The sequence below is a fragment of the Rhodanobacter sp. MP1X3 genome (genome assembly GCF_014207165.1).
Classification (GTDB): domain Bacteria; phylum Pseudomonadota; class Gammaproteobacteria; order Xanthomonadales; family Rhodanobacteraceae; genus Rhodanobacter.
Genome location: NZ_JACHCO010000001.1, coordinates 1,106,113 through 1,130,906, shown reverse-complemented (window position 1 = coordinate 1,130,906; position 24,794 = coordinate 1,106,113). Strand labels below are relative to the sequence as shown.

14 protein-coding genes are annotated in these 24,794 nt (G+C 60.6%); 9 read left to right on the top strand and 5 right to left on the bottom strand.

The window, feature by feature from the left end:
• Window positions 1–3: 3 nt before the first annotated feature.
• Complete coding sequence (sucC, locus tag HDE79_RS04645) at window positions 4–1,317, bottom strand: ADP-forming succinate--CoA ligase subunit beta (RefSeq protein WP_255488300.1); 1,314 nt, start codon at window positions 1,315–1,317, stop codon at window positions 4–6.
• 206 nt (window positions 1,318–1,523) lie between these two features.
• On the opposite strand from sucC, the gene HDE79_RS04640 reads away from it, so the two are divergent.
• A complete protein-coding gene (locus HDE79_RS04640; RefSeq protein WP_255488241.1) occupies window positions 1,524–3,077 on the top strand; it encodes a HAMP domain-containing sensor histidine kinase in 1,554 nt (517 codons plus the stop codon).
• 44 nt (window positions 3,078–3,121) lie between these two features.
• Here HDE79_RS04640 and HDE79_RS04635 read toward each other — a convergent pair whose 3' ends face one another.
• Window positions 3,122–4,081 (bottom strand): LacI family DNA-binding transcriptional regulator, encoded by a 960-nt coding sequence (locus HDE79_RS04635; RefSeq protein ID WP_184601114.1) that lies wholly within the window; start codon window positions 4,079–4,081, stop codon window positions 3,122–3,124.
• A 415-nt stretch (window positions 4,082–4,496) separates the two neighbouring features.
• Between HDE79_RS04635 and pgmB the strand changes: the two genes are divergently transcribed.
• The 8 genes from pgmB (at window position 4,497) to HDE79_RS04595 (ending at window position 20,749) form a co-directional block, all read left to right on the top strand.
• Window positions 4,497–7,529 carry a beta-phosphoglucomutase gene (gene pgmB / locus HDE79_RS04630; RefSeq protein ID WP_184600713.1) on the top strand — a complete coding sequence of 1,011 codons (3,033 nt, stop codon included), beginning with the start codon at window positions 4,497–4,499 and terminating at the stop codon, window positions 7,527–7,529.
• 71 nt (window positions 7,530–7,600) lie between these two features.
• Window positions 7,601–10,168, top strand: a complete 2,568-nt coding sequence (locus HDE79_RS04625) for a TonB-dependent receptor (protein ID WP_184600712.1) — start codon at window positions 7,601–7,603, stop codon at window positions 10,166–10,168.
• A gap of 144 nt (window positions 10,169–10,312) precedes the next feature.
• Window positions 10,313–11,560: an MFS transporter gene (locus HDE79_RS04620; protein ID WP_184601113.1), complete on the top strand. Its 1,248-nt coding sequence runs from the start codon at window positions 10,313–10,315 to the stop codon at window positions 11,558–11,560.
• Window positions 11,561–11,626: 66 nt separating this feature from the next.
• The gene (locus tag HDE79_RS04615; RefSeq protein ID WP_184600711.1) at window positions 11,627–13,897 is read left to right on the top strand and encodes a glycoside hydrolase family 65 protein; all 2,271 of its coding nucleotides are present in this window, start codon (window positions 11,627–11,629) and stop codon (window positions 13,895–13,897) included.
• 136 nt (window positions 13,898–14,033) lie between these two features.
• Window positions 14,034–15,863 carry a tetratricopeptide repeat protein gene (locus tag HDE79_RS04610; RefSeq protein ID WP_184600710.1) on the top strand — a complete coding sequence of 610 codons (1,830 nt, stop codon included), beginning with the start codon at window positions 14,034–14,036 and terminating at the stop codon, window positions 15,861–15,863.
• Window positions 15,860–18,115, top strand: coding sequence for a glycoside hydrolase family 65 protein (locus HDE79_RS04605; RefSeq protein ID WP_343205902.1), 2,256 nt, complete (start codon window positions 15,860–15,862; stop codon window positions 18,113–18,115). Before HDE79_RS04610 ends, HDE79_RS04605 begins: the two co-directional genes overlap by 4 nt.
• A 41-nt stretch (window positions 18,116–18,156) precedes the next feature.
• Window positions 18,157–19,230, top strand: coding sequence for an alpha/beta hydrolase (locus tag HDE79_RS04600; RefSeq protein WP_255488240.1), 1,074 nt, complete (start codon window positions 18,157–18,159; stop codon window positions 19,228–19,230).
• A 124-nt stretch (window positions 19,231–19,354) separates the two neighbouring features.
• Window positions 19,355–20,749 carry a sigma-54 dependent transcriptional regulator gene (locus HDE79_RS04595; protein ID WP_184600708.1) on the top strand — a complete coding sequence of 465 codons (1,395 nt, stop codon included), beginning with the start codon at window positions 19,355–19,357 and terminating at the stop codon, window positions 20,747–20,749.
• 54 nt (window positions 20,750–20,803) lie between these two features.
• Here the strand turns inward: HDE79_RS04595 and HDE79_RS04590 are convergent, their stop codons facing one another.
• From HDE79_RS04590 to HDE79_RS04580, 3 genes are all read right to left on the bottom strand, one after another.
• Window positions 20,804–22,372, bottom strand: a complete 1,569-nt coding sequence (locus tag HDE79_RS04590; RefSeq protein ID WP_184600707.1) for a response regulator — start codon at window positions 22,370–22,372, stop codon at window positions 20,804–20,806.
• A 149-nt stretch (window positions 22,373–22,521) separates the two neighbouring features.
• Window positions 22,522–22,968, bottom strand: a complete 447-nt coding sequence (locus HDE79_RS04585) for a response regulator (protein WP_184600706.1) — start codon at window positions 22,966–22,968, stop codon at window positions 22,522–22,524.
• Window positions 22,965–24,767, bottom strand: a complete 1,803-nt coding sequence (locus tag HDE79_RS04580) for an ATP-binding protein (RefSeq protein WP_184600705.1) — start codon at window positions 24,765–24,767, stop codon at window positions 22,965–22,967. The genes HDE79_RS04585 and HDE79_RS04580 overlap by 4 nt, the downstream gene beginning before the upstream one ends.
• Window positions 24,768–24,794 lie beyond the last annotated feature (27 nt).

The following is a 24,794-nucleotide window of genomic DNA, read 5'->3' as shown; positions in this document are numbered from 1 at the left end:
CCCTTAAGCCTTGGCCGCAGCCACGGCCTTTTGCGCCGCGTCGTTGAGATCGTCGGCCGGCGTGATCGCCAGTCCGGAGTTGGCCAGCAGTTCGCGGCCCTTCTCGACATTCGTGCCCTGCAGGCGAACGATGACGGGGATCTTCAGGCCCACTTCCTTCACCGCGGCGATGATGCCTTCCGCAATCAGGTCGCAGCGCACGATGCCGCCGAAGATGTTGACCAGGATGGCGGTGACCTTGTCCGAGGACAGGATCAGCTTGAACGCCTCGGTGACACGTTCCTTGGTGGCGCCGCCGCCGACGTCGAGGAAATTGGCCGGCTCACCGCCCGCCAGCTTGATCACGTCCATCGTGGCCATGGCCAGACCCGCGCCGTTGACCATGCAGCCGATGCTGCCGTCCATCGTCACGTAATTGAGGTTGTTCTGCACAGCAGCCGCTTCGGCCGCGTCTTCCTGGGTCAGGTCGCGCATGGCGCCCAGATCCGGATGACGGAATTCGGCGTTGTCGTCCGAATCGACCTTGCCGTCGAGCGCGGCGAGTGTGCCGTCTTCGAGTACGGCGAGCGGATTCAGCTCGACCAGGGCCAGATCTTTCTCGTTGAACAGCTTGTACAAGCCCAGCATGATCTTGGTCAGCTGGTTGACTTGCTTGCCGTTGAGGTCCATCGCAAAACCGAGCTGACGGCACTGATACGGCTGCAGGCCTTCGACGAAGTCGACGACGATGGTGTGGATGTCTTCCGGCGTTTCCTTGGCGACCTGCTCGATGTCGACGCCGCCGTGCTTGGAGGCGATGAACGACACCGACTTGCTGTCGCGATCCACCAGGATCGACAGGTACAGCTCTTTCGCGATGTTGGTCGCGTCGGTGACCAGCACCAGGTTCACCGGCAGCGCACGGCCGGCGGTCTGGTAGGTTGCCATCTTGGTGCCGAGCATGCCCTTGGCGGCAGCACGGACGTCATCAAGCGTCTTGCAGAACTTGACGCCGCCGGACTTGCCGCGTCCGCCTGCGTGAATCTGCGCCTTGACCATCCACTGCGAACCACCAAGGTGCTTGGCGACATCGACAGCGGCGTCGGGTGAATTGGCAACTTTGCCCGGCGGCACGGCAATGCCGTACTGCGCGAACAACTCTTTGGCCTGGTACTCGTGGAAATTCATTCGATACCTCGAGCGAACGGAGAAACTTATGGAGGCCGCACGCAAGCGATCGCGTGGGTCGGGAAGGTCGGACGGCGGAGTGACACGCTGGCGGGATGCAGTTTTTCTGCCACGCCAGCGAGGGGGAAACCGCGCTGTTCGGCCGCCCATTTTCGCGGAAGCGGGCGGCAATGGAAAGAGCCTGCCGATTTTGCTTGTCTCGCGTGACATTTCCATGCGCTTCGCCGGCCACGTACCGCAGCGGACGATGCCACCTCTATACTCACTGAAATCGCCGCAGAGCATGCCCGCACGTGTCCAGCGCATCATCATCCCTGACTACCAGCTACGCAGGCGCCCAAACCGTCCGACATGAATTGACGTTTCTCAACGTATTCCGGGTGATCCAGGCGCTGGTCTACGTCAGTCTGGCCTTCACGCCGCTGGGACTGGGCTGGCCCCAGCTGGGTACATTCAACTTTGCCGGCTACGTGACCACGCTTTATCTGCTGTTCGCGCTGCTGTCGCTAGGACTCACTCGGCGCAGCATGGGTTTCGCCACGCTGGCGGTGTCCGCCGCGCTGGTGGTGGACATTGCCGCGGCCGTGCTGGCCATTTCCGCCATGAACGATGCCCGCATCGGCATTTCCATGATGCTGGCAGTCAACCTGTGCGCAGGCGCACTGATTCTGCCACTGCGGCTGTCCAGTTTCTTCGCGGCGCTGGCCACGATCGGCATCCTGGGGCACACCTTTCTGGAAGCGACCCATGGCGGCCCAGGCGATCGCGATCTACTCGAACCCGCACTTTTTTGCCTCGCCTATTTCGCCGCCACCACCTTGTGTCACGTACTGGGCCGGCAGCTGCGTGCGACCGAAGCACTGGCCGAACAGCGCAGCACCGATCTGGCCAATATGGCGCAGGTCAACGAGCTGATCATCCGACGCATGAAGACCGGCGTGCTGCTGGTCGATGATGCCAACCGTATCCATCAGATCAACGAATCGGCGTGGATGCTGCTGGGCAATCCGGGCGCCGACCAGCGCGACCTGGGTCAACTGGCCCCGGAGCTGTCGCGCCGTCTTTATCACTGGATGACCTCCGGAAAGTTGGACGAAACCGCTACCCAGCTCGCCGATGGCGTGCCCGAGGTGGTCCCGCGCTTCAGCCGGCTGGCACCGAACGACGACTCGCACGTACTGATCTTCCTCGACGACACCTCGCTGTTGTCCCGCCGGGCCGAGGAACTCACGCTGACCTCGCTGGGCCGGTTATCCGCCTCGATTGCCCATGAAATCCGCAATCCGCTGGCGGCGATCCGCTACTCGGCACAGCTGCTGGCCGAATCGAAAAGCATGGACAGCACCGACCAGCGCATGGTCGAAATCATCAACAACCACTGCATCCGCCTCAACGAAATCATCGAAAACATCCTGCAGCTGTCGCGACGCGAACGCTCACGACCGGAAACCCTCGATCTCGGAAACTGGGCGCAGGATTTCGTGGCGGAATACAGCGAAGGCAACGACCTGGGCGCCGACTCCCTGCGCGTCGTCGCTGCGGCTGGTGCGCCGGTAGCCGCGGTGGCGGACCCGCAGCAGTTGCAGCAGGTGGTCTGGAATCTGGTGCAGAACGCACTGCGCTACGGCCGCCTGCCCGGCGAACCGGCGCGGGTGATGGTAGTTACCCGACAAGGCGAGCACGGCGTGCCTATTCTGGAAGTGATCGATCGCGGCCCCGGCATTGCACCAAAAGTCGCGGCGCAGATTTTCGAACCGTTCTACACCACCAATGAATACGGCACCGGGCTCGGCCTCTATTTGGCCCGTCAGATGAGTGAGGCTAACCAGGCCGCACTCGAATACGTGCGAGTGGCCGGCGGCGGCAGCTGCTTCCGGCTGATTCTGACACCGGCCACCAGCGCGAAATGAGCCGCTGAAGCTGCCACGGCCAGCCCACAGAAACGAGCACTCAGCTAGGTTGAACGCACGATCAGGGTGACCGGCAAAGTTTCCGATGTCGTGGACTCGCCATTGATCAGGGCCAGCACCTTGCGCGCCAGCAAGGTACCGCCCCCCTGCCAATCCTGTCGCACCGAACTGAGCGGCGGCATGAAGCTCGCTCCCAGCGGCATATCGTCGTAGCCAACGACCGAGACATCGCCGGGTACCGTGTACCCCAGCTCTATGGTGGCGCGAATAGCGCCTATTGCCAGCAGATCGCTGCAGGCAAAAATAGCGTCGAAACTTACCCCACGCGCGTTCAGCGAATGCACCGCATCGATGCCCGAGTCCGGCGTGAATTCATCGCGACGCATCAGCAGCGGTTTGATCCCGTGCTTGGCCAGCACATCAACGAAACCATTCAAACGCTCGAAGATTTCTGGGTGACTGGGGTTGCCGATAAACACCGGATGACGGCGGCCGAGCGAAACGAAATGATCGGCGACGATGGCACCGCCCAGCCGGTTGTCACCGCCAACGACGATTTGCGGGTCACCTTTCGCGTGGGAACCCCACACCACCATCGGCAGACCCAGCTTGTCGAACCTGCGCACGGCGTCCTGATGCACGCCCTGCCCGAGCAGGATCAGTCCGTCGGCTGCCTGCACCGCCGCTGCCGTCGCGCCTTGGCGGGTGGTGAGCAGCACGCTGTAACCCGCAGCAGTCAACTCCTGTGAAATACCGCCGAGCAGCACCAGCGGGTACGGATCGAACATGGTGCGTTCGCTCGACGGCTTCATTTCCACGATCACCGCCACCGTATGGCTGCGGCGTAGCCTCAGGTTGCGCGCGCTGACGTTAAGCTTGTAGCCGTGCTCGCGCGCCAGCGTCTGGATCTGTTCGCGGGTTTTCGGCGTGACCAGAGGGCTGTCGCTCAGCGCCCGCGACACGGTAATTTTCGAAACGCCCGCCAAATCGGCCAGATCGGCCATGGTCAAGCTCATCGAACCCAGCGGATCCGGCTGCTTTTTGCCCGTCCGACTCAAGACTCAGCCCCCTAGCTTCTTGCTCAGCATTTTTATTGGCCTACCTTTAGGTTCCGCGAAAACCTCTGAATCGCAGGAACACCTACGGTACCGGATGGCGCGACGCAGCAATGTCTTGCAGTGTGGCTAGTTGCAACCCATTCGTCCATGGCGACTTAGCTTACCGCTGTCCGAATTCCCGAATTGCCTGTCACGGCCTCTTTTTCTTTTGCGCTACACCCCATCTGCAGTGGCGCCTCAGCAAATGATAACGATATCTTGATAACGATATCATTTGCTGGCAAGCTCGCCGCCATTCGACGGAAGATCATGCGTCTTCCCCCGTAGTGCCTTCACCAAAAGTCAGCGTGAGCTCGTGGACATGCAAGTAGCAACACAGGGGAAAACTTCCGAGCTGGCCGCTTTCAACGCCCTATCCGTTGATCCGTGGCGGGTCGTTCGCCGCGGCAACAACCCTGCCGATTTCGCCCAGGAAGAGAGCCTGTTCGCCCTGGCCAATGGTGCACTCGGTGTGCGCGGCGGGCTCGAAGAGTATCCAAGCGCAACCCAGGGCAGCTTCCTGGCAGCGGCGTGGGAACGCTCGCCGATCAACTATCACGAACGCTTTACCGGCTATGCCCGTACCACCGATACGCGCGTGCCCGTTGCCGATGCCACCGGCATCCGCCTGCAACTCGGCAACGCGCCAGTCAGGCTGAGCGAGGGCGAGTGGCTCGGCTTCGAGCGGATGCTGGACCTGCGTAGCGGCTGCTATCGGCGCGAGTTGAGCTGGCGCGCGCCAACCGGCGCCACACTGGAAATCACGGCACAACGCATCGTGGCACTGGATGAGCCCGGCCTGCTGGCGATCCGCTATCAGGTGACCTCGGTCGACTACACCGGGCCCATCAGCCTGGAATCGACGATCAACACGGCCCACGGTGCAGCCAGACAGGGCGACGACCCCCGTATTGGCGCGCATCTGCACGGTGGCTTGCAGATGATCGATGCCCAGGCCGGCGACGCCCTCAGCTGGGTCAGTCAGCAAACCGCAAACAGCCGCATCCGCCTTGTCTGCGGGCAGCAGCATCAGCTGCAGAACGACAGCCTGCGTTTTCATGATGCCTCCTCCGCACCCGATGGCGTATCCCAGGTCTTTGCCGGCATGCTGACGCCGGGCGAGAGCGTCACGTTGGAAAAATACGTAGCCTATGCCTGGTCATCTCCCGGCGATGACGAGCCGAATCTGACCCTGGTCGGCCAGGTCGAGCAAACCCTGCAAGCGAGCGTGGCGATCGGTTACTCGGCACTGCTGGCTCGACAGATCCACACTCTCGAACAGTTCTGGCGCGAAACCGATCTCGCCGTCAGCGATGCCGAGATCGAGCAGGCGCTGCGCTTCAACATGTTCCACCTGTTCCAGTCCAGCGGACGCGACGGCACCAGCAGCACGGCGGCCAAAGGCCTCACCGGCGAAGGTTACGAGGGCCATTATTTCTGGGATGCCGAAGCCTTCATGCTGCCAGCGCTGGTATCAACAGCACCGCAACTCGCACGCAGCATGTTGGCCTACCGCTATCAGACACTCGACCGCGCACGCTTGCATGCGCGCGAACTGGATCATCCGCGCGGCGCGCTGTACGCGTGGCGCACGATCAGCGGTGATGAATGCTCGTCGTATTTTCCCGGCGGCTCGGCGCAGTACCACATCAATGCCGACATCGCGTGGGCGATCCGCCTGTACATCGATGCCACCGGCGATAACGCCTTCCTGCTGTCGCAGGGTGCCGAGATGTTGTTCGAGACGGCCCGGATCTGGCTGGCCATCGGCCACTTCAGCGCACGCCAGGATGGTGCTTTCTGCATCCACGAAGTCACCGGTCCCGACGAATATTCCGCACTGGTCGACAACAACCATTACACCAACCGCTTGGCGCAGCGTCATCTGCATGACGCCGCCGCCGTCGCCGCGCAGATGGCCGCAGCGCATCCCGACGATTACGCCGCACTCGCCGCGCGCATCGATCTGCAGGCCAACGAAGTGGCGCAGTGGCAGCGTGCCGCCGACGCGATGTATCTGCCGGTCGATGCCAAACTCAATATCTTTCCCCAGGACGACGGCTTTCTCGACAAGCCGCGGATGCCGGCAGAACTGGCGGATGCTCCGAACGATCAACCGCTGCTGCTGCGCCTGCATCCATTGAGCATCTATCGCCGCCAGGTATGCAAACAGGCAGACACCGTGCTGGCGCTGATGCTTGCCGGCGAACATGTCGATGCGCACGCCAAGCGTCGCAATTTCGACTACTACGAAGGCGTCACCGTTCACGACTCGACACTGTCAGCATCGACCTTCGCCGTCATCGCTGCCGAGGTCGGTCATGCGGCCAAGGCCTATCAGTATTTTCTGGATACGTTACGGGTCGACCTGGATGATCTGCACGGCAACGCCGCGCACGGCATCCACATGGCGGCGATGGCCGGCAGCTGGCTGGCGCTGGTCTGGGGCTTCGGCGGTTTTCGGGTACGCAACGGGCAGCCATCACTTGCACCGCAATTGCCAGAGGCGTGGACCAGCTATCGCTTCGGACTGCGCTGGCGCGATGCACACCTTCGCGTCGACGTGAATCACGATGGCGTGCTGTACACCCTTACCGACGGCAATGCACTGACGTTTCTGCACGCCGGCGTTGCGCAACAGCTGCAGGCCGGCCAATCGCTGCGTCTGCCTTGCGTCGATGCGCCAGCAGCCCGGTACACGCTGCCACGTCCGCTGAAAGCCGTGATCTTTGATCTGGACGGCGTCATCGCCGACACCGCCGTCGTGCATCACGCGGCATGGAAACAACTTGCCGACGAAATTGGCGTCGACTTCGACGATACCGTTGGCGAACGCCTGAAAGGTGTCGACCGGCTGGCCTCGCTGGATATCGTGCTGGAACGTGCGACACGTCAGTACACACCTGAAGAAAAGCTCGCACTGGCCGCACGCAAGAACGACTACTACCGCGAACAGGTACAGCATTTCGGACCGCAGCATCTGCTGCCCGGTGCGCGTGCCGCGATCGAGTCAGTGAAAAAAGCCGGGCTCAAGACCGCATTGGCATCGGCCAGCAAGAACGCACCACTGCTGCTGGAACGGCTGGGTATCGCCGAGCTGTTTGACTACGTGGTTGATGCAAACCGGATCAGTCGCTCCAAGCCTGATCCGGAAATTTTTCTCACTGCGGCAAGCGCCCTTGGTGTGTCACCGGGCGAGTGTCTTGGCGTGGAGGACGCTGCGGCTGGCATCGCCAGCATTCATGCCGCGGGGATGGCGGCGGTAGGGATCGGACAGGCGCACGCGCTGCCCGATGCGGACGTGGTGTTGCCGGACGTCGCTGCATTCGACATCGGCAGTTTTGCAGAAATCTGAGACGCGACCTGACGCGGACCCGTCGCTGTCGACAGGTCGCGATCAAAACCAAATGTAATGGGGAGAAGAAAATGATCAGCACCAAACACAACAGGCAACTAGCGCTACTGATACTGTCGGCGACGATCTCCGGCATTCTGATGTCCGGCACGGCCAGCGCGCAGGAGAGTACGCCGGCACAGGACACTACTACAACGCCAGCACCAGCAGCAGCACCAAAACAAAATTCGCAGAGTGCCGACACAAAGAGCACCAAGAATCTTGATCAGGTCGTCGTCACCGGCACCGCCACCGGCGTGAAGAAGATTGACGCGAGCTATTCCATCACTACCGCGAATGCCGAGCAGATCAAGGAAGCGAACCCGAAAAGCACGGCGGATCTCTTGAAGATTTCGCCCGGACTATGGCCGGAATCCACCGGCGGCCAGACCGGCGCAAACATCGAAATCGCCGGCTTCCCGGGTGGCGGCGATGCACCATTCAACACGGTGCAACTGATGGGTTCACCGCTTTACGGCATGCCGTCGCTGTCGTTCTTCGAGGAAACCTCTATTTTCCGTCTCGATGACACGATCGAGCGCGTGGAAATCGTGCAAGGCGGCCCGTCTGTCGTGTTCGCCGATGGTCAGATCGGCGCGACCGAAAACTTCATTCTCAAGCAGGGTACCGAGGTGCCGTCGGGCAGCATCGGCGTGACTTATGGCTCGGAAGACCTGAAGCGCTTCGACGGCTTCTACGGTTTCAAGATCGCCGACAACTGGTACGGCAGTGTGGGCGGTTTCTACCGCGACTCGGATGGCGTGCGCGACCCACAGTTTGCGGCCGACAAGGGCGGACAGCTCACCGCCACATTGACCCACGATTCGGACAAGGGATCGTTCACCTTGTACGCCCGCACGCTGGACGACAAGAACCAGTTCATCACGCCGATCCCGCTGCTACAGAACGGCAGTTCTAATTTCAGCGCCTACCCGGGCTTTGATCCACTCACGGATACGTACAACAGCAAATACCTCCAGCATGTGTTTCTTGAGGCATATCCCAACGGCGGCGCGAATGCCAACCTCGCCAACGGTCGCGGCGCGAAGATGAACTTCTTCGGCGGCAATTTCGACTACGACCTTGGCAACGGCATCACGCTGAGCGACAAGTTCATCTTCGACGAAGGCGATGTGAATACCAACGCGCTGTTCTCGGGATCGAATCCGGCATCGCTCAACGACGAACTATATAACGTGCCCAGCAGCCAGAACGGTCTGCTCTTGCCAGCAGGCTCGACCTACACGGCCACGTATGCAGGTCCCGGCGGCGGTGGTCCGGTCAGTGGCAGCCAAAGCGTGATCCAGCAGGGCTGGTGGTACATCCACAAGCATCTGCGGAACATGAACAACGACTTCCGTCTCAGCAAGGAAATCTTCGAGGGCAACACACTGACGGCAGGCATTTATCTGGCGCACTACACCGACGACGACGCGTGGGCACTGGGCAACCAGATGTTGATGACCAACACGCCCAACGCGCGGCCGATCGCCGTGAGCTATCAGCTCAATGGCAAGACGTATTACGTGACCGATTCGCAAGGCTTCAGCAACCTCAACGGCAATTACGACATCACCGAACAGGGCGTGTCGAACAACAAGGCGTTCTACCTGTCCGATTCCTGGCACCTGGATCGCTGGCTGTTCGATGCATCGGCGCGCCTCGAAAATCAGGAGTCGACGCTCAACGTCTGCAATCTGAGCAACGTGGACCTGGATAACAACCCGTACACGCTCTACAACAACGATGTACCGGTCTGTAATGGCACCTACGCGCATACGGCTTACAACAAGACCCACACTTCGTGGACGGTCGGCGCCAACTACGAGCTGGCCGACAACATGAGTGTGTACATTCGTGCCAACAAGGGCGTGCACTTTGGCGACTTCGACAACGCGCTGCGCGGCAATACCACCGGCAACACGGCACCGCTGCAGAAGATCCAGAACTTCGAAGCAGGCTTCAAGTACCAGTCGCAACTGCTGTACGCCGACATCAGCGTCTATCACAAGCAGTTCAACGGCCTCTCCTACCAGCCCACGACCTCTTCGGGTGTACCCATCGGGGCTGAGGCGCTATACGGCTCCGATTCCAAAGGCGTGAACTTCATCGGCTCGATCACGCCTGTCGAGAACCTCAAGTTCTCGCTGGTCGCCGACTACCTCGATGGCCACTACACGCACAACAATTCCTGCCTGGTCTACCAGAACACCGTCACTGGCGAGGATGGTTGCGCGTACATCGACGGCGTCCAGCTGCAGCGTCAGCCAAAACTGCACTATGCGCTTACGCCAAGCTACAAAATGCCGTTCTCGTGGGGTGACATCACCGCCTTTGTGACATATACGCATGTCGGCCCGCACACCCAGGACGTATCCGGCCTGCAGCAACTGGGTACCTACTACACGCTGGACTTCGGCATCATTGCCAATATCCAGCAGAACTGGCAGCTGCGCCTGCAGGGCACCAACGTCACCAACCAGCTGGGCTTGACCGAAAGCAACTCGCGCATCTTCGGCACGGGCGTGTCTGATGGCGTGATCCTGGCTCGTCCGCTGGAAGGGCGTGAGGTCAACTTCCAGGTCAAATACAGCTTCTGATCGAACGGATTGACCGAAACAGGTTCAATAGAAACACGTTAGTGCGGAAAGCGTGGTCCGGCCCTCATCCCAAGACGGGCCGGACCACGCCATTGTTTGGAAACGCTGTAGTGAATTGAAGAGGTAGCCGTGAACCGATTTCGCATGATCGCCGCGCTGGTGTTGATCTACATGATCTTCGCGATCCTCCTCAACAGCGTCGGCACGGTGATCCTGCAGTCGATCGCCACGTTCGGCATCGACAAGCCCGAAGCCAGTTCGCTCGAACGCTACAAGGATTTGTCGATTGCACTCACGTCGTTTCTGGTCGCATCGTTTATTCCGCTGGCAGGTTACAAACGCTCGATGATGCTTGCGCTGGCCATCGTCGGCGGCGCCTGCCTGCTGATGCCGATCTACCCCACTTTCCTGACCACGCGGCTACTGTTCGCTTGCGTGGGCATTTCGTTCGCACTGGCCAAGGTTGGCGTGTATTCGTCGATCGGCCTGCTCACCACCGACAAGACCGCACATTCGCGGCTGACCAATTTCATCGAAGGCATGTTCATGGTTGGCGTGCTGTCAGGGAACTGGATCTTCAGCGGTTATGTCGATCGCGCTCATCCGGGCAATCCGGTGTGGTTCAACGTCTACTGGCTGCTGGCCGGATTATGTGCAGCAGTGATCGCACTGCTGGCCACCAGCAAATTGGATGAGAGCCCCGCACATTCGCATGGACACAACAACTCGTTCGTCGATTCACTGATGGAAATGTTTCGCCTGTTCGTGCGCCCGCTGGTCTATGTGTTTCTGGCCTCGGCGTTCCTCTACGTGCTGATCGAACAAAGCTTCGGCACCTGGCTGCCGACGTTCAACAACGAAATCCTCAAGCTACCCAACGCCATGAGTATCCAGTTTGCCAGCATCCTCGCCGGGATGACCGCGCTGGGCCGCATCGGCGCAGGTATCGTGCTGAAACGCGTGCGCTGGTATGTGCTTCTGAATGTGTGCGTGATCAGCATGGGCGTGCTGGTCATCGTGGTGTTGCCACTGGCACGTGGTGTAGTGGCGCGAACGGATATCAGCTGGTTCAACGCGCCAACCGCTGCCTATCTTATTCCACTGATCGGCCTGCTGATGGCGCCGATCTATCCGGTCATCAACTCGGTCGCGCTGAGCTCGCTACCCAAGCCAATGCACGCAGCCATGACCGGCCTGATCGTGGTGTTTTCCGCGCTCGGCGGCACACTGGGCTCATACATTACGGCCAGGGTCTTCTCCAGCTTCGACGGTATTCATGCCTTCTACTTTTCACTGATACCGATGGGCCTGGTGCTGATCACGCTGTTCTTTTTCAAGCGTGAAACTGATCGCGCCGTCGTGTCGGCGCCGGTGACACTGGTCGCAAAATAATCCCGTACATACCCATGAATTTCACCACTCAGCTTGGCACTACCGCTGTATCCAAACGGAAATGACATGACGCTTACCCATCGACTCCTGTCGCCTCTGATCGTCGCGCTCGCTTTCAGCGCACCCGTGGTGACCCATGCAGCCACCGATCCGAGCTTCGTTCTGACCGCGACATCGAAGAATTTCGACAACTATTTCCCGAGCTATCTGGCCAACGGCTATTTCTCGACGATGACTTCGGTGCGCGGCAGCGAAGCCAATCTCGCCTACATGGTTGCGTTTATGGATTACGCCAAGGACGACATCGCTCGCCCTGCAGCGATTCCTGGCTGGAGCGGCATCGATTACAGCACCGGCAAATCTACCGCCGGCGAGTTCTGGCTCAACCGCACTCTGCTCAGTGACAAGGCCTTCAGTGATTACCAACAGACGCTGGACATGCACAACGGCACGTTGACCACGCGCTACCGTTACACCGACGACAGCCAGAAATCCACGCGCATCGAAATCACTACCTTCGTCAGCCAGGCGGATACGCATCTGGCCGCGACGCGTATCACGATTACACCGGAATTCGACGGCAGCGTGCAGCTGTCGTTTCCGCTGAATATCTGGGCGCCGCATCAGCCACGCTTCCCTATCGGCAAGATGACCGGCGACGAGATGCTAGCCGCCGTGGCCGCCAACAACATGTCGGTGACCGAACCAGTCAACTATCGCACCGCCGATCGTGCGCCAGTCTGGTATCACGGCGATACAAACGTCTCGAACGATGACGGCAGTACGAAGGATTTGACCTTGCAACTCGACGGCAAGGCCGAGCAAGGCTTGCACATGGCCGAGGCCGCAGCGATCGAACTGCCCAAAGGCATCAAGCCCAGTGACATCACGCTGGACAAGAGCACCTACCAACTCGCGCTCAACATGAAGGTGCCCGTGCACAAAGGCCACGCCTACAGCTTCACCAAGTACGTGGCGATGTCGCGCGAAAGCTGGGGCGGAGACGCGTCAGCCACCGCTGCACTGGCCAAAAAAGCGCGCAGCACCGGCTTCGACAAGCTGCTCGCTGCCCATCAGACCGCGTGGCACACCCTGTGGCAGTCGGACATCGTGATCGACGGCGATGCCAAAGTGCAGCAGGCCGTGCATTCCGATCTGTATTACCTGTTGTCCAATTCCACAAGCGGCACAGCGTGGCCGATGGGCGCCTGCGCGCTGACGCCCAACTACGCTGGCCACGCGTTCTGGGATTCCGATTCGTGGGTGTTCCCCGCCCTGCTGCTGCTGCACCCGGACCGCGCGAAACCCATCGTCATGTTTCGCCATCGCACCATGCAACCAGCGCGCGAACGAGCCATCCAGTATGGCGCCAAAGGCACCATGTATCCGTGGGAAGCCGATCCGGAAACCGGCATCGATTACACACCGCATTTTGCCTACGGCGTGTTTCGCGAGATTCACGTCAATGCGGATGTCGCCATCGCGCAGTGGCAGTACTACCTCGCCAGTGGCGACAGTGCCTGGCTGAAGGCCAACGGCTGGCCGGTGATCAAGGAGGTCGCCGACTTCTGGGTGAGCCGTGTCAGCTATGACAAGGCGAACGACCGCTACGAGATCCTGCACGTCACTTCGCCCGACGAAGCCTACGATGACGTGCCGAATGACTCCTTTACCAACGCGGCCGCACGCAAGGCGCTGGACATTGCCACTGCAGCAGCCACCAAGGTTGGTGCATCGCCCGATCCACAGTGGGCCGACATCTCGAAGAAGATGTACATCCCGTTCGATGCCAAAGCGCGGCGCCATCTCGATTTCGATGCGTCGGTGCCGCATGACAAGATCACCTGGATGGGCTCATCGCTGGCATGGCTGATGTACCCCAACCTCGATTTGCCGATGTCACCTGAAATCCGCAAGAACGACTTCGATTTTCAACTGGAAGAACTCAAGGTCCACGGCAACGACCCTAACGAAATGATGATGGTGATGCTCGCCACCGCCGCCGCCGAAGTAGGCGATGGCAAGACCGCCGGTGAATGGCTGCAGCGCAACCTGGTCGGTTTCCTCAAGCCGCCTTACAACGTGCGTAGCGAAACCGCATCCAACAATGCGGGCTACATCCTCGCTACCTCGGCAGGCTTTGTGCAAAGCCTGGTTTACGGACTCAGCGGCTTGCGTATCGACGATAACGGTCTCACCGAAGCCTATGCACCCGCACTGCCACCGACGTGGAAATCGCTTACCCTCAAGCACATCACTTTTCGCGGCAAGCGCTACGACATCACAGTCGATCGTGATGCGGCTGGCAACGCAAAGCTGACGCGCAAGGCGCTATGACGATGGCGAGTGTCGCGAGCGATGACCTTGGCTTGCAACGGCAAGGTCAGTCTCTCGCGAACAGCGAATCAGATGAGAACCGATACATTGCCCGCCTGCTCGATAGCCTCGGACTTCAATCGAGTCGGCTTGCCTGATGTCTTCGTTATCGCCAGCGATGCTCGATGCCATGCGACGCATCAACGCATTGCTGCAAGCGGGCGATATTCGCGTGGCACACGATCAACTCGAAGCGCTTGTCGAACAGCACCCCGATGTTGTCGAAGTGCTACGCCTGCTTGCCGGGACCAAACAGGCCTTCGGTGATATCGATGGTGCCGAAGTGCTTTTGCGCAAAGCACTGGCGATCGACCCTAACTGGACGCCTACCCTCGCGACGCTTGGCGAACTGTTGCTCAGTAACGGCCGCAGCAGCGATGCCGAACCGCTGTTACAGCGCGCGGCGCAGCGCCTGCCCCGCGCCGCGCTGGTGCTGGCCCGTTATTACAACGACGGACAGCGCCCGACCGAAGCGCTCGCTATCGCCGCCCCCCTGTGCGTCTTGGGACAGGCCGACGCCGAATTGGTGACGCAACACGTGGCAGCGCTCGTGACTCTTGGGCGTCACGATGAAGCCATTGCGTTCTATCGCCGTCTGGCAGACGTTTCGCCCGACAATCCTGCCGCAACGCATGCCCTGGCTATTGTCCTCGACGCAGCGAACCTACACACCGAAGCCGAGCGTGCAGTCTGCTCCGCGCTAATCCACGGGCATAAAACTGCGGCCGTCCATTTCACCCATGCGCGAAGCTTGATCGGCCTGGGCGACTTCGATCGCGCCGAAGACGCGTTGCGCGACAGCCTGCAGTTGGATCCGCGCCTCGTCGACGCGCAAACCCATCTCGCCCGACTGATATGGATGCGTACGGGTGACAGCTCGCAAGCAACGGCGATCCTCGATCAAGCCTTGCTGCGATTCGCCAGCGACGACGCACTCTGGGCGGCCAAGGCCGCGATTCTGCAAGGTGCGGGCGAGGCACGCAGTGCTTATGCGTGCCTCGCCGAGCAGACCGCACATGCGCAGGCTCCCCCAACCCTGCTCGTGCGCGCAGGGCTTGCTGCACTGGAATTCGACCCGGCGACTTCACTAGCACTTGCCGAGCGTGCGCTACGCATCTCGTCAGCCAATACCGCCGCGCGAAACCTCCTGGTCGCCGCCCTGCTCGGCGTCGGCGATGCGCGCGGCGCGCTCATCCATTGCGACGCCTTGCTGGCCGGCGCGCCCGACGATCAATATCTCATCGCGCTGCAAACGACCGCCTGGCGCTTGCTGGGTGACGCGCGACACGATGAGCTTTGCGATTACGCACAACTGGCATGGCCGCAGCAACTGCAGGTACCCTCGCCATGGACTGATCTGGCCAGCTTTTTCGCCGACGTAAAACGCAGCCTCGAACGTCTGCACAACCCACACGGCCATCCCTTGCTGTTTCAATCGCTGCGCCACGGCACCGAGACAACCGACGATCTGACCCGTAGCACCGATCCGGCGATCCAGGCGCTTTTCAAGACCTTCGATTCACCGATCCGCGATTACCTCACGCATATCGGCCATGGTTCCGATCCGCTGCGTCGCCGGAACAACGGCAGCTATCGCTTCAACGGCAGCTGGTCGGTCAGGCTGCGCACGTCGGGCTATCACAACAACCATGTGCATCCACGCGGCTGGATTTCCTCGGCCTGCTATATCGACCTTCCCGACAGCATGGCCAATATAACGACCGACGATGGCTGCCTTACGTTTGGTGTGCCGGGCATCGCAACGACTCCCACGTTGCATGCCGAACATGTGATCCGCCCCGAGATAGGCATGCTGGTCCTGTTTCCGTCGTACTTCTGGCATGGCACCGTACCGTTTACTAGTGATCGAACGCGACTTACGGTGGCCTTCGATGTGCTGCCTAGCGCCAACTGGGAGCACCCGTGAAATCGTCTGGCATCATGCTGGCCTTGCTGATGTTTCTCGGCGGTCCGGCGGTCGCCGCTACCGACCCCAGCTTTCTACTGACGGCGACATCCAAGGACTTCACGACTTATTTTCCGGGTCAGCTGGCGAACGGCTACTTCTCGACCCTGACCGCGCCGCGCGGCACCGAAGGCAACCTCGCCTACATGGTCGCCTTCATGGATTACACCAGGGACGATTTCTCACGGCCCGCGGCCATTCCCGGCTGGACCGAGATCGACTACAGCACCGGCACATCGAGCGCCGGTCACTTCTGGATGAATCAGGTGGCGCTGGAGCCATCGGTATTCCAGAACTATCGCCAGGTGCTGAACCTGCACGATGCCACGTTGACGACCAGCTATCGCTACATGGACCACAGTCGGGCCACCGATTTCACGATCACCACCCTGGTAAGCCAGGCGTCGCCGCATCTGGCGTCGAGTCAGCTGTCGCTGACTCCGAATTTCGATGGTGTCGTGGAACTGTCGTTCGCACTCAATACCTGGGCGCCCTACCAGCCCCGACTGCCGCTGGCCACATTGACCGGCGAGCAAATGCAGGAGGCCGTCGCATCGCATAACATGAAGCTCGAGCCGGTCGCGCCGGCCACCGGGGATCGCGCCGCCATCTGGTATCACGGCGATACGCATGTACTGGCCAGCGACGGTGACGTCAGGGATCTGACGCTGTCGCTGGACGCTCGCGCCGAGCAAGGCCTGCGCATGGCCGAAGCCGCCGCAATCGGCCTGCCAGAAGGACTGCAACCGCTCGATGCACAGTTCTACAAAAGCGCGTATCGCCTCGCGCTGAACCTGCGCATCGCGGTGCAGAAAGGCCATACCTACACCTTCACAAAATATGTTGCCGCATCGCGAGAAGACTGGGGTGGCGACGCGAAGCAGGACGCGACTCTGGCCAAGGCCGCACGCACGCATGGCTTCGCTGCACTGCTGAGCGAGCATCAGGCGGCATGGCATGAACTCTGGCAAACGGACGTCCAAATCGACGGTGATCCGAAAGCGCAGCAGATCGTGCATTCCGATCTGTATTACCTGCTATCGAACTCAACTGCTGACACGGCCTGGCCGATCGGCGCCTGTGCGATGACGCCTGGCTATGCTGGCCATGCATTCTGGGACAGCGATTCGTGGGTATTTCCTGCCCTGTTGCTACTGCACCCGCAGCGAGCGAAATCGCTGGTGATGTTTCGCGACAGCACCCTGCCAGCAGCACAGCAACGTGCTGCAGCGCGTGGCCTGCAAGGCGCCATGTACCCGTGGGAAGCCGACCCGCAGAACGGTACCGAGCAAACGCCGTATTTCGCCCGCGTACTCGGCGAACGAGAGATCCACGTCAATGCCGACATCGCTATCGCGCAGTGGCAGTACTACCTGGCCAGCGGCGACAAGCTGTGGTTGAAACAGCAGGGCTGGCCGGTGATCCGCGATATCGCGACATTCTGGGTCAGCCGCGTCACCTACAACCCGCAAAAGCAGCGCTACGAAATTCTGCACGTGACCTCGATCGACGAGGATTACAACGATGTGTCCAACGACACGTTCACCAATGCCTCGGCAGCCAAGGCGCTGATCATCGCCACCGCAGCGGCCGCCGTTGTCGGTGACAAGCCCGACCCGCGCTGGGCAGACGTCGCATTGCACATGCTGATTCCCTTTTCTGCCACCGAGAACCACCATCTCGACTTTGACGAAAGTGTGCCGCACGACCTCGATTCGTGGGGCGGCAGCGCGCTGCCGATGCTTTCCTATCCCTCGCTCGATTTTGCGATGCCCGCCGAACTGCGACGCCGCGACTTCGACTATGCGCTGAGCCCGATAACCCGTTCGCATCGTGATCCCAACAGCATGGGCCTGGCGCCCACATCGATCGCTGCAGCGACCGTGGGTGATGCCGCCGAAGCCAGCGCGTGGTTCGAGCGCAACATCACTGCCAACGTGATCAAATCGCCGTTCAACGTGCGCACAGAAACGGCGACCAATAACACCGGCTACTTCATCACGGCGGCGGGTGGACTGCTGCAGAACATGATTTACGGCTTCACCGGCCTGCGCATCGAGCAGCAGGGTTTGCAGGAAGCCTATCCACCCGTGCTGCCTGCGTCGTGGAAATCGCTGACGCTGCGGAATATTCGCTTTCGCAACATCAACTACGACATCACGATCGATCGCGATACCAACGGCAAAACCCGATTGACCCGCCTATCTCACTGATGCGCCGATTTCGTATTCCAAACCACATCGAGGAATCCATCTTGAAACTGACCCGCTATCGCCGCACCGTATCCATCGCCATCCTGGCCTGTCTGTTTGGCGCTCCCGTGTTTGCCGATAGCCAACAACCCGGCATCGACAAGAGCGGTGCGGTAACCGGGCCAGCGTTTGCCATTCCCTATTCGACCTATGCCTCGCCGGAAGCCGCAAAGATGTTCCAGCAGGTACTGGCAGACGGCAAGAAAACCCCATCGCTGCTTTTGGGCATCGAGCCGAGTCGCACGTTCTACGACAAGATCAATACCAACCGCGCCAACCGCATGCAGAAGATCTATCCGGTGACCATCCATGCCGAGACTATCGGCGGTGTTCACACCGATGTGGTGCTGCCTGCCGGAGGTATCGCCGCGGCACAGAAAAAGCGCGTACTGATCAACCTGCATGGCGGCGCCTTTCTGTGGGGTGCGCACAGCGGCGGACTGGTTGAATCCATCCCCATCGCGAACCTCGGCAAAATCAAGGTGATCACGGTCGATTACCGCGAAGGCCCGGAGCATGTTTTCCCCGCTGCCAGCGAAGACGTGGCAGCCGTCTATACCGCCCTACTGAAACAATACCAGGCAAAAAACATCGGCATCTACGGTTGTTCCGCCGGCGGTGTGCTGACCGGCGAAGCGGTCGCGTGGATGATTTCAAAAAAGCTCCCGGTGCCTGGCGCCATCGGCACGTTCTGCGGCTCCATCGCCGAGTTCAGCGGCGACTCGGTATATACGGCACCGATACTCAACGGTCAGGCAGTACCCAATACCCCGCTCAAGCTGGCCAGCCTGCCGTATTTCGCCGGTGCCAAGGCCGACGACCCACTGGTATTTCCGGCGAACTCACCCGCACTGCTGGCCAAGTTTCCACCCACGCTGCTGATTACCGGCACGCGCGATTTCTCGATGAGTTCGGAATTGCAAAGCCAGCGCCTGCTCGATGATGCCGGCGTATCTGCCGAGTTGCACGTGTGGGACGGCATGTGGCACTCGTTCTTCTCCGATCCAGAGATGCCCGAATCGAAAGAAGCCTACGCGGTGATAGTGAATTTTTTCGATCGCCAACTGGGCCGCTAGATATTAACGAAGGGTGGCGCTGACAGTGACTCGCGTCGCCTCTCGCCCGCAAGCTGATGACAGTCTTTGCCCTGCAGAGCACAGGCGGGTATTCTCTTACAAACCTACTGCTGCACGGCTTGCCATGAGCTTACAGACCGTTCTGGTCATTGACGACGAACGCGACATCCGCGAACTGCTCACCATTACTCTTGGGCGGATGGACCTGCAGGTTGACGCTGTAGGCACCGTAGCTGAAGCGCGCAAAGCCCTCGCCGAGAAGACCTATGACTTGTGTTTCACCGACATGCGACTGCCTGACGGTGACGGACAGGAGATCATCGAGCTGATTTCCGACAGCACGCCGGATACGCCGGTCGCGATGATTACCGCCTATGGCAACGTGGACGCAGCGGTCAACGCACTCAAGGCCGGTGCCTTCGACTTCGTTTCGAAGCCGGTCGATATCCAGATGCTGCGCGGCCTGGTACGCACGGCGCTGAAGCTGGCCGAAGAAAAGCGCAACGGCAGCGGCACGGCGAAAACCGGCGACTCCAGCGATCGGCTGATCGGCGACTCGCCGGCGATGCAGCAGGTGCGCGCCACCATCGGCAAACTGGCGCGCAATCAGGCGCCGGTATACATCGCCGGCGAATCTGGCGTCGGCAAAGAGCTGGTCGCGCGACTGATCCACGAACAAGGCCCGCGCGCCAGCGGGCCGTTCATTCCGGTCAACTGCGGCGCCATTCCCTCCGAGCTGATGGAAAGCGAATTCTTCGGCCATCGCAAAGGCAGTTTTACCGGCGCCAGCAGCGACAAGGAAGGCCTGTTTCAGGCGGCACAGGGCGGTACGCTGTTCCTCGACGAAGTAGCCGAGCTGCCATTGCATATGCAGGTGAAGCTGCTGCGTGCGATCCAGGAAAAAGCGGTGCGCTCGATCGGCGGCCGCGACGAGATTCCGGTCGACACGCGCATTCTTTCCGCCACTCACAAGAATCTGGGTCAGCTCGTTGAACAAGGCCAGTTCCGGCAGGATCTGTTCTATCGCATCAATGTGATCGAGCTGCGCGTGCCACCGCTGCGCGAGCGTCGCGGTGACGTGCCGCAGCTTTCGGCATATATCCTGAAAGCGCTGGCGGGCAAGAGTGGTGAAGCGGTTGGCCAGCTGCTGCCCGCGGCACGTCAGGCGCTTGAGGCTTACGAGTTTCCCGGTAACGTGCGCGAGCTGGAAAATATTCTCGAGCGCGCAATGGCCATGTGCGATGGCAACAGCATCGACGCGGATGATCTGATGCTGCCACAGCGCGCACCGCGCCAGACTCATCAAGAAGGCGCTCCGGGCAATAACCTGCAGCAGGCAGCACCTTCGCAGGTTGTCGACAGCAACGGTGGTCTCGACGACTACATCAGCAACCTTGAGCGCACCGCCATCGTCAAGGCTCTGGAGGAATCGCGCTACAACAAGACCGCGGCTGCCAGAAAGCTCGGCATCACTTTCCGCGCACTGCGTTACAAGCTGAAAAAGCTCGGCATCGACTGACGCTGAAAATCACGCGTCAGTTTTGCCATTTCATTCCTGGACTCGGTACGCCGGTTACTTCTCTGCACCGGCAGCCAGCAGTGCCTTGTTGAGTGTCTTTAGAAGTACCTGTGTGGTGATCGGCTTGTTCATCACGTAGAGGTGATCGAACGGCGGTAGCTCGTGCAGATCCGGCGGCGCTTCGGGGCGACCGAGCAGGATCACGGCACCGCTGTAACCATGTTCGGTCAAGGCCGCCAAGGTGCGCACGCCGGTATACAGATTCATGTCGGCATCCAGTACGACCAAGTCCGGCAGGCCACAGGCTTCGATCCACTGCAGGGCCGCGGTGCCGCTCTGACTGGCGTGCGCTTCGTAGCCGTAGGAGTCGAGCGTGTCGACCATCAGCGACAACTGGCCGGCTTCTTCCACCACGACCAGGACGCGTTCACCGGAACCTTCGAGGCCATCCTTGCTGCCGGACTGCTCGCTGTCGGCAGTGAGTTCTTCCAGCGGGATATACAGATCAAAACGGGTGCCTTTGCCTGGCTCGCTGTTCACCCGCATCACGCCGCCGTGCGTGCTGACGATGCGCTTGCACGACAGCAGGCCGAGGCCGGTGCCGGTCTCCTTGGTGGTGAAAAACGGCTCGAACAGGCGCTCCAGCACGTCCTGACTCATGCCGATGCCGCTGTCGACCACACTCATGCGCAGGTAGTTGCCCTTACCCCGCCTTGGATGTTCCTCCGGCAAAAAGAAATCCAGCGGCAGCTGGATCTGCGCCGTTTCAATGCGCAGGTTGCCACCGTCCGGCATTGCCTGGATCGCGTTGAGGCTGAGATTCAGCAGGCACTGCTGCAACTCGGTGTGGTTGCCTTCGAACAACAGTTCCGGATCCTCGATCGCCAGTTCCATCGCGACCGAGCGCGGTATGCTGCCCTGGAGAAGCAGATCGAGCGCATTGAGCAACGCACCCAGACGCACCTCTTCCGCGCGTCGCGCACCACGCGCAAACGACAGCATCGACTGCACCATGTCCAGGCCGCGCTTGCCGCAATCACGCACCAGCTTGCCCAGCCGCGCCAGTCGCGGATCGTCCTGATAATCCTGCAAGCTGTCGCCAGCCAGCAGTAGTGGTTGCAAGAGGTTGCGCAGATCATGGCTGAGGCCACCGGCCAGCATCGCCAGGCTCTCGAAGCGCTGTGCGCGGATCAGCTCGGCTTCGGCGCGACGACTGGCGCGGCGCGCATCGGCCTCGGCCAGGGCGCGGCGAACGGCGCTGGCCAGTCGCGCCGGGTTCTGCTTGAGGATGTAATCGGTGGCGCCATTTCGCAATGCTTCGATCGCGGCATCTTCGCCCAAGGTGGCGGACACAAAAATAAAGGGGAGATCCTCATCGCGCTGGCGCAGCAGCTCCAGCGCATGCTGGCCGGAAAACCCCGGCATGCTGAGATCGGACAGCACGATGTTCGGCTTGAACTCGTCAAGCGCGGCGACGAAACGCGGCGCATCGTCGACCAGTTGCACCTCGTAGGCAATGCCATCCTCATCGAGCTGCGCCAGCACGAGCTCGGCATCGAGCGCGCTGTCCTCGACCTGCAACACGCGAATGGATGGCGTGGATTGAATCTGCCGGTTTGGCATGGGGGTTTCCAGAGAACTGAATCAGCTTTACCAGAAACTGTGCAACCGCGTTACACGAATAACTGCGATCGCAACACCGTTGGCAACTAAAGGTTTCGCAACTTTAAATCGACCATTCATTCTTGCTCACGCCATTGCTCCTTGCGCGATCACTCTTTTTCCGGCGACTGATTGAGCACCGCCCAGAACTGACCGAGCGTGCGCACCGCCTCGAAAAACTGGTCCACATCGACCGGCTTGATCACGTAGGCATTGGCGCCCAGATCCCAGCTGCGTGCCAGATCGCTCTCTTCGCGGGAGGAGGAAAGGATCACCACCGGGATGCGCCGAAAGCGATCGTCGCCGCGCATCTGTGTCAGCACGTCCAGGCCGTTCATGCGCGGCATCTTGATATCCAGCAGCACCACCGCCGGGTCACCGGTCTGACGGCCGTCGAACGCACCACGGCAATACAGATAGTCGAGGCACTCCACGCCGTCCTCCACGTGCACCACCGGGTTGGCCAGATGTGCGCCGCTCAGCGCATCCAGTGCCATTTCGGCATCGGCGGGGCTGTCTTCAACCAGCAGGATGGTACGCAGATCACGCTTGTTCATACGCGGCTCTCATTCGTTGAAGCTGATGCTCCCGCCAGATCAGTGGCCGGTAGCGAAAAATGGAAGTTTGCGCCTTTGCCCAGCTCGGCGTCAGCCCAGACGCGGCCACCGTGGCGGCCCACGATGCGCCGCACATTGGCCAGACCGATGCCGTTGCCGACAAACTCGGAAGCGCGATGCAGGCGCTGAAAAACGCCAAACAGCTTGTCAGCGTACTGCATGTCGAAGCCTGCGCCATTGTCAGCCACGGTGAACTCGTAATCACCGTTGGCGCTCTGCTGCACTCGCACCGCGATCGTGGCGACTTCGCGCTGTGCAGTGTACTTGACCGCGTTACCCAGCAGGTTCTGCCAGACCGTGCGCAGCATGTTCTCATCGCCGATCACCATCGGTAGCGGCGCCAGATCCCACACGATGCGGCGGTCATGCACACCCGATTCGATGATCGCCTTGGACTCTTCGACCACGGTCTGCATGTCCACCGCCTGCAGACGCAGCGCACCACGACCAAGCCGCGAGAACACCAGCAGGTCGTCAATCAGCTGGGCCATGCGCTGCGCCGAGCCGGAAATCACCTCGATGTAGTGGGCCGCCTTTTCATCCACATGTTCGCCCAGATGATGCTCCAGCTTGCGGGCGAAGCCGGAAATATGGCGTAAAGGCGCGCGCAGATCGTGCGAAACCGAGTAGCTGAATGCCTCGAGTTCGCGGTTGACGTCAGAGATCTGGCTGATCTTGCCTTCCAGCTGATGATTGAGCTCGCCTACTTTCTGCTCGACCAGCGCGCGGGCGGTGATATCGCTTACCGTCAGCAGCAGCGTCGGCGCGTCGGCCTCGCGTTGCTGCAGCCGCCGGGCATTGATCACCACGTACCGATCTTCACCGTCGGCCGTGCGCTGGGTCATGTCGTAATCCCACAACTCGCGATCGCGCAACAGCACGTCCCTGAGCCGTTGCTGCAGGATCGGATCGCTCCAGGCACCGTGACCGACCTGCATCAACGGCTGCGAGTGCTCTCGCGGGTCCATCTGATACAACTCACTGAAGGCCGTATTGACCAGCAACGCATCCAGCTTGTCGTCGAACAGGGCGATGGGCTCACGCACCGCCTGCAGAATCTGCTGCGAGCGCATCACCGCACTGCTCTCGCGGGTTTCCGCCATCAGGCGGCGGCCAATCTGCCGCTCGGACATCACCACAATGATCGCCAGCAGCAACAGCTGCGCCAGCGCCGTAACCCCAAGCACGATCTTTCCGTTCATCGACTCGTGATTGGCGGCGGCCCGCCGGGATTCCAGCAGCATGTCCTCGTTTTTCACGATCGCCGCGATCTGCGGGTTGATCTTGAACAGGTCGCCAGCGTCGCGCAGCGATTGCCGGGCACCTGCGGCATTGGCCTGCTGTATTCGCACCATGGCCTGATTCATGAGGGTAACTCGGCCATTGACACTACTCTCCAGCGAACCAATCAGGATTTGCTGGTCGGGGTTATCCCGCGTCATCTCACGCAACTGCGACAACAGGCCCGTCACACCGGTACTGGCGCGATCGGCGCGCATCTGTGTCGTTGGATTGCCGTCACCGACCAGCATCCGGTAAGTCGCCGCCTCACTGTCGCGAACCAGATAGGCGACCTCGTAAGTCACTGACTTGACGGCGTTGGAATGCGCTACCCAAGCTGTCGCTTCCTGGGTCTGATGCAGGTTGTTGAGCGTGACGAGATACGGCAGCCCGACAATGATGAAGATGGCGACCAGCAGGCCAGCGATACGCCAGTTCACGATATCCCTGGCTTTCATGTGAGTCGCGTCATCGGTCGATCTTCA

Bases quoted from the DNA above. Each gene is read 5' to 3' on its own strand.
- sucC (WP_255488300.1), bottom strand. From the start codon at position 1,317: ATGGGCGGCCGAACAGCGCGGTTTCCCCCTCGCTGGCGTGGCAGAAAA.
- HDE79_RS04635 (WP_184601114.1), bottom strand. From the start codon at position 4,081: ATGGCCGATCTGGCCGATTTGGCGGGCGTTTCGAAAATTACCGTGTCG.
- pgmB (WP_184600713.1), top strand. From the start codon at position 4,497: ATGCAAGTAGCAACACAGGGGAAAACTTCCGAGCTGGCCGCTTTCAAC.
- HDE79_RS04625 (WP_184600712.1), top strand. From the start codon at position 7,601: ATGATCAGCACCAAACACAACAGGCAACTAGCGCTACTGATACTGTCG.
- HDE79_RS04620 (WP_184601113.1), top strand. From the start codon at position 10,313: ATGATCGCCGCGCTGGTGTTGATCTACATGATCTTCGCGATCCTCCTC.
- HDE79_RS04615 (WP_184600711.1), top strand. From the start codon at position 11,627: ATGACGCTTACCCATCGACTCCTGTCGCCTCTGATCGTCGCGCTCGCT.
- HDE79_RS04610 (WP_184600710.1), top strand. From the start codon at position 14,034: ATGTCTTCGTTATCGCCAGCGATGCTCGATGCCATGCGACGCATCAAC.
- HDE79_RS04595 (WP_184600708.1), top strand. From the start codon at position 19,355: ATGAGCTTACAGACCGTTCTGGTCATTGACGACGAACGCGACATCCGC.
- HDE79_RS04590 (WP_184600707.1), bottom strand. From the start codon at position 22,372: ATGCCAAACCGGCAGATTCAATCCACGCCATCCATTCGCGTGTTGCAG.
- HDE79_RS04585 (WP_184600706.1), bottom strand. From the start codon at position 22,968: ATGAACAAGCGTGATCTGCGTACCATCCTGCTGGTTGAAGACAGCCCC.
- HDE79_RS04580 (WP_184600705.1), bottom strand. From the start codon at position 24,767: ATGAAAGCCAGGGATATCGTGAACTGGCGTATCGCTGGCCTGCTGGTC.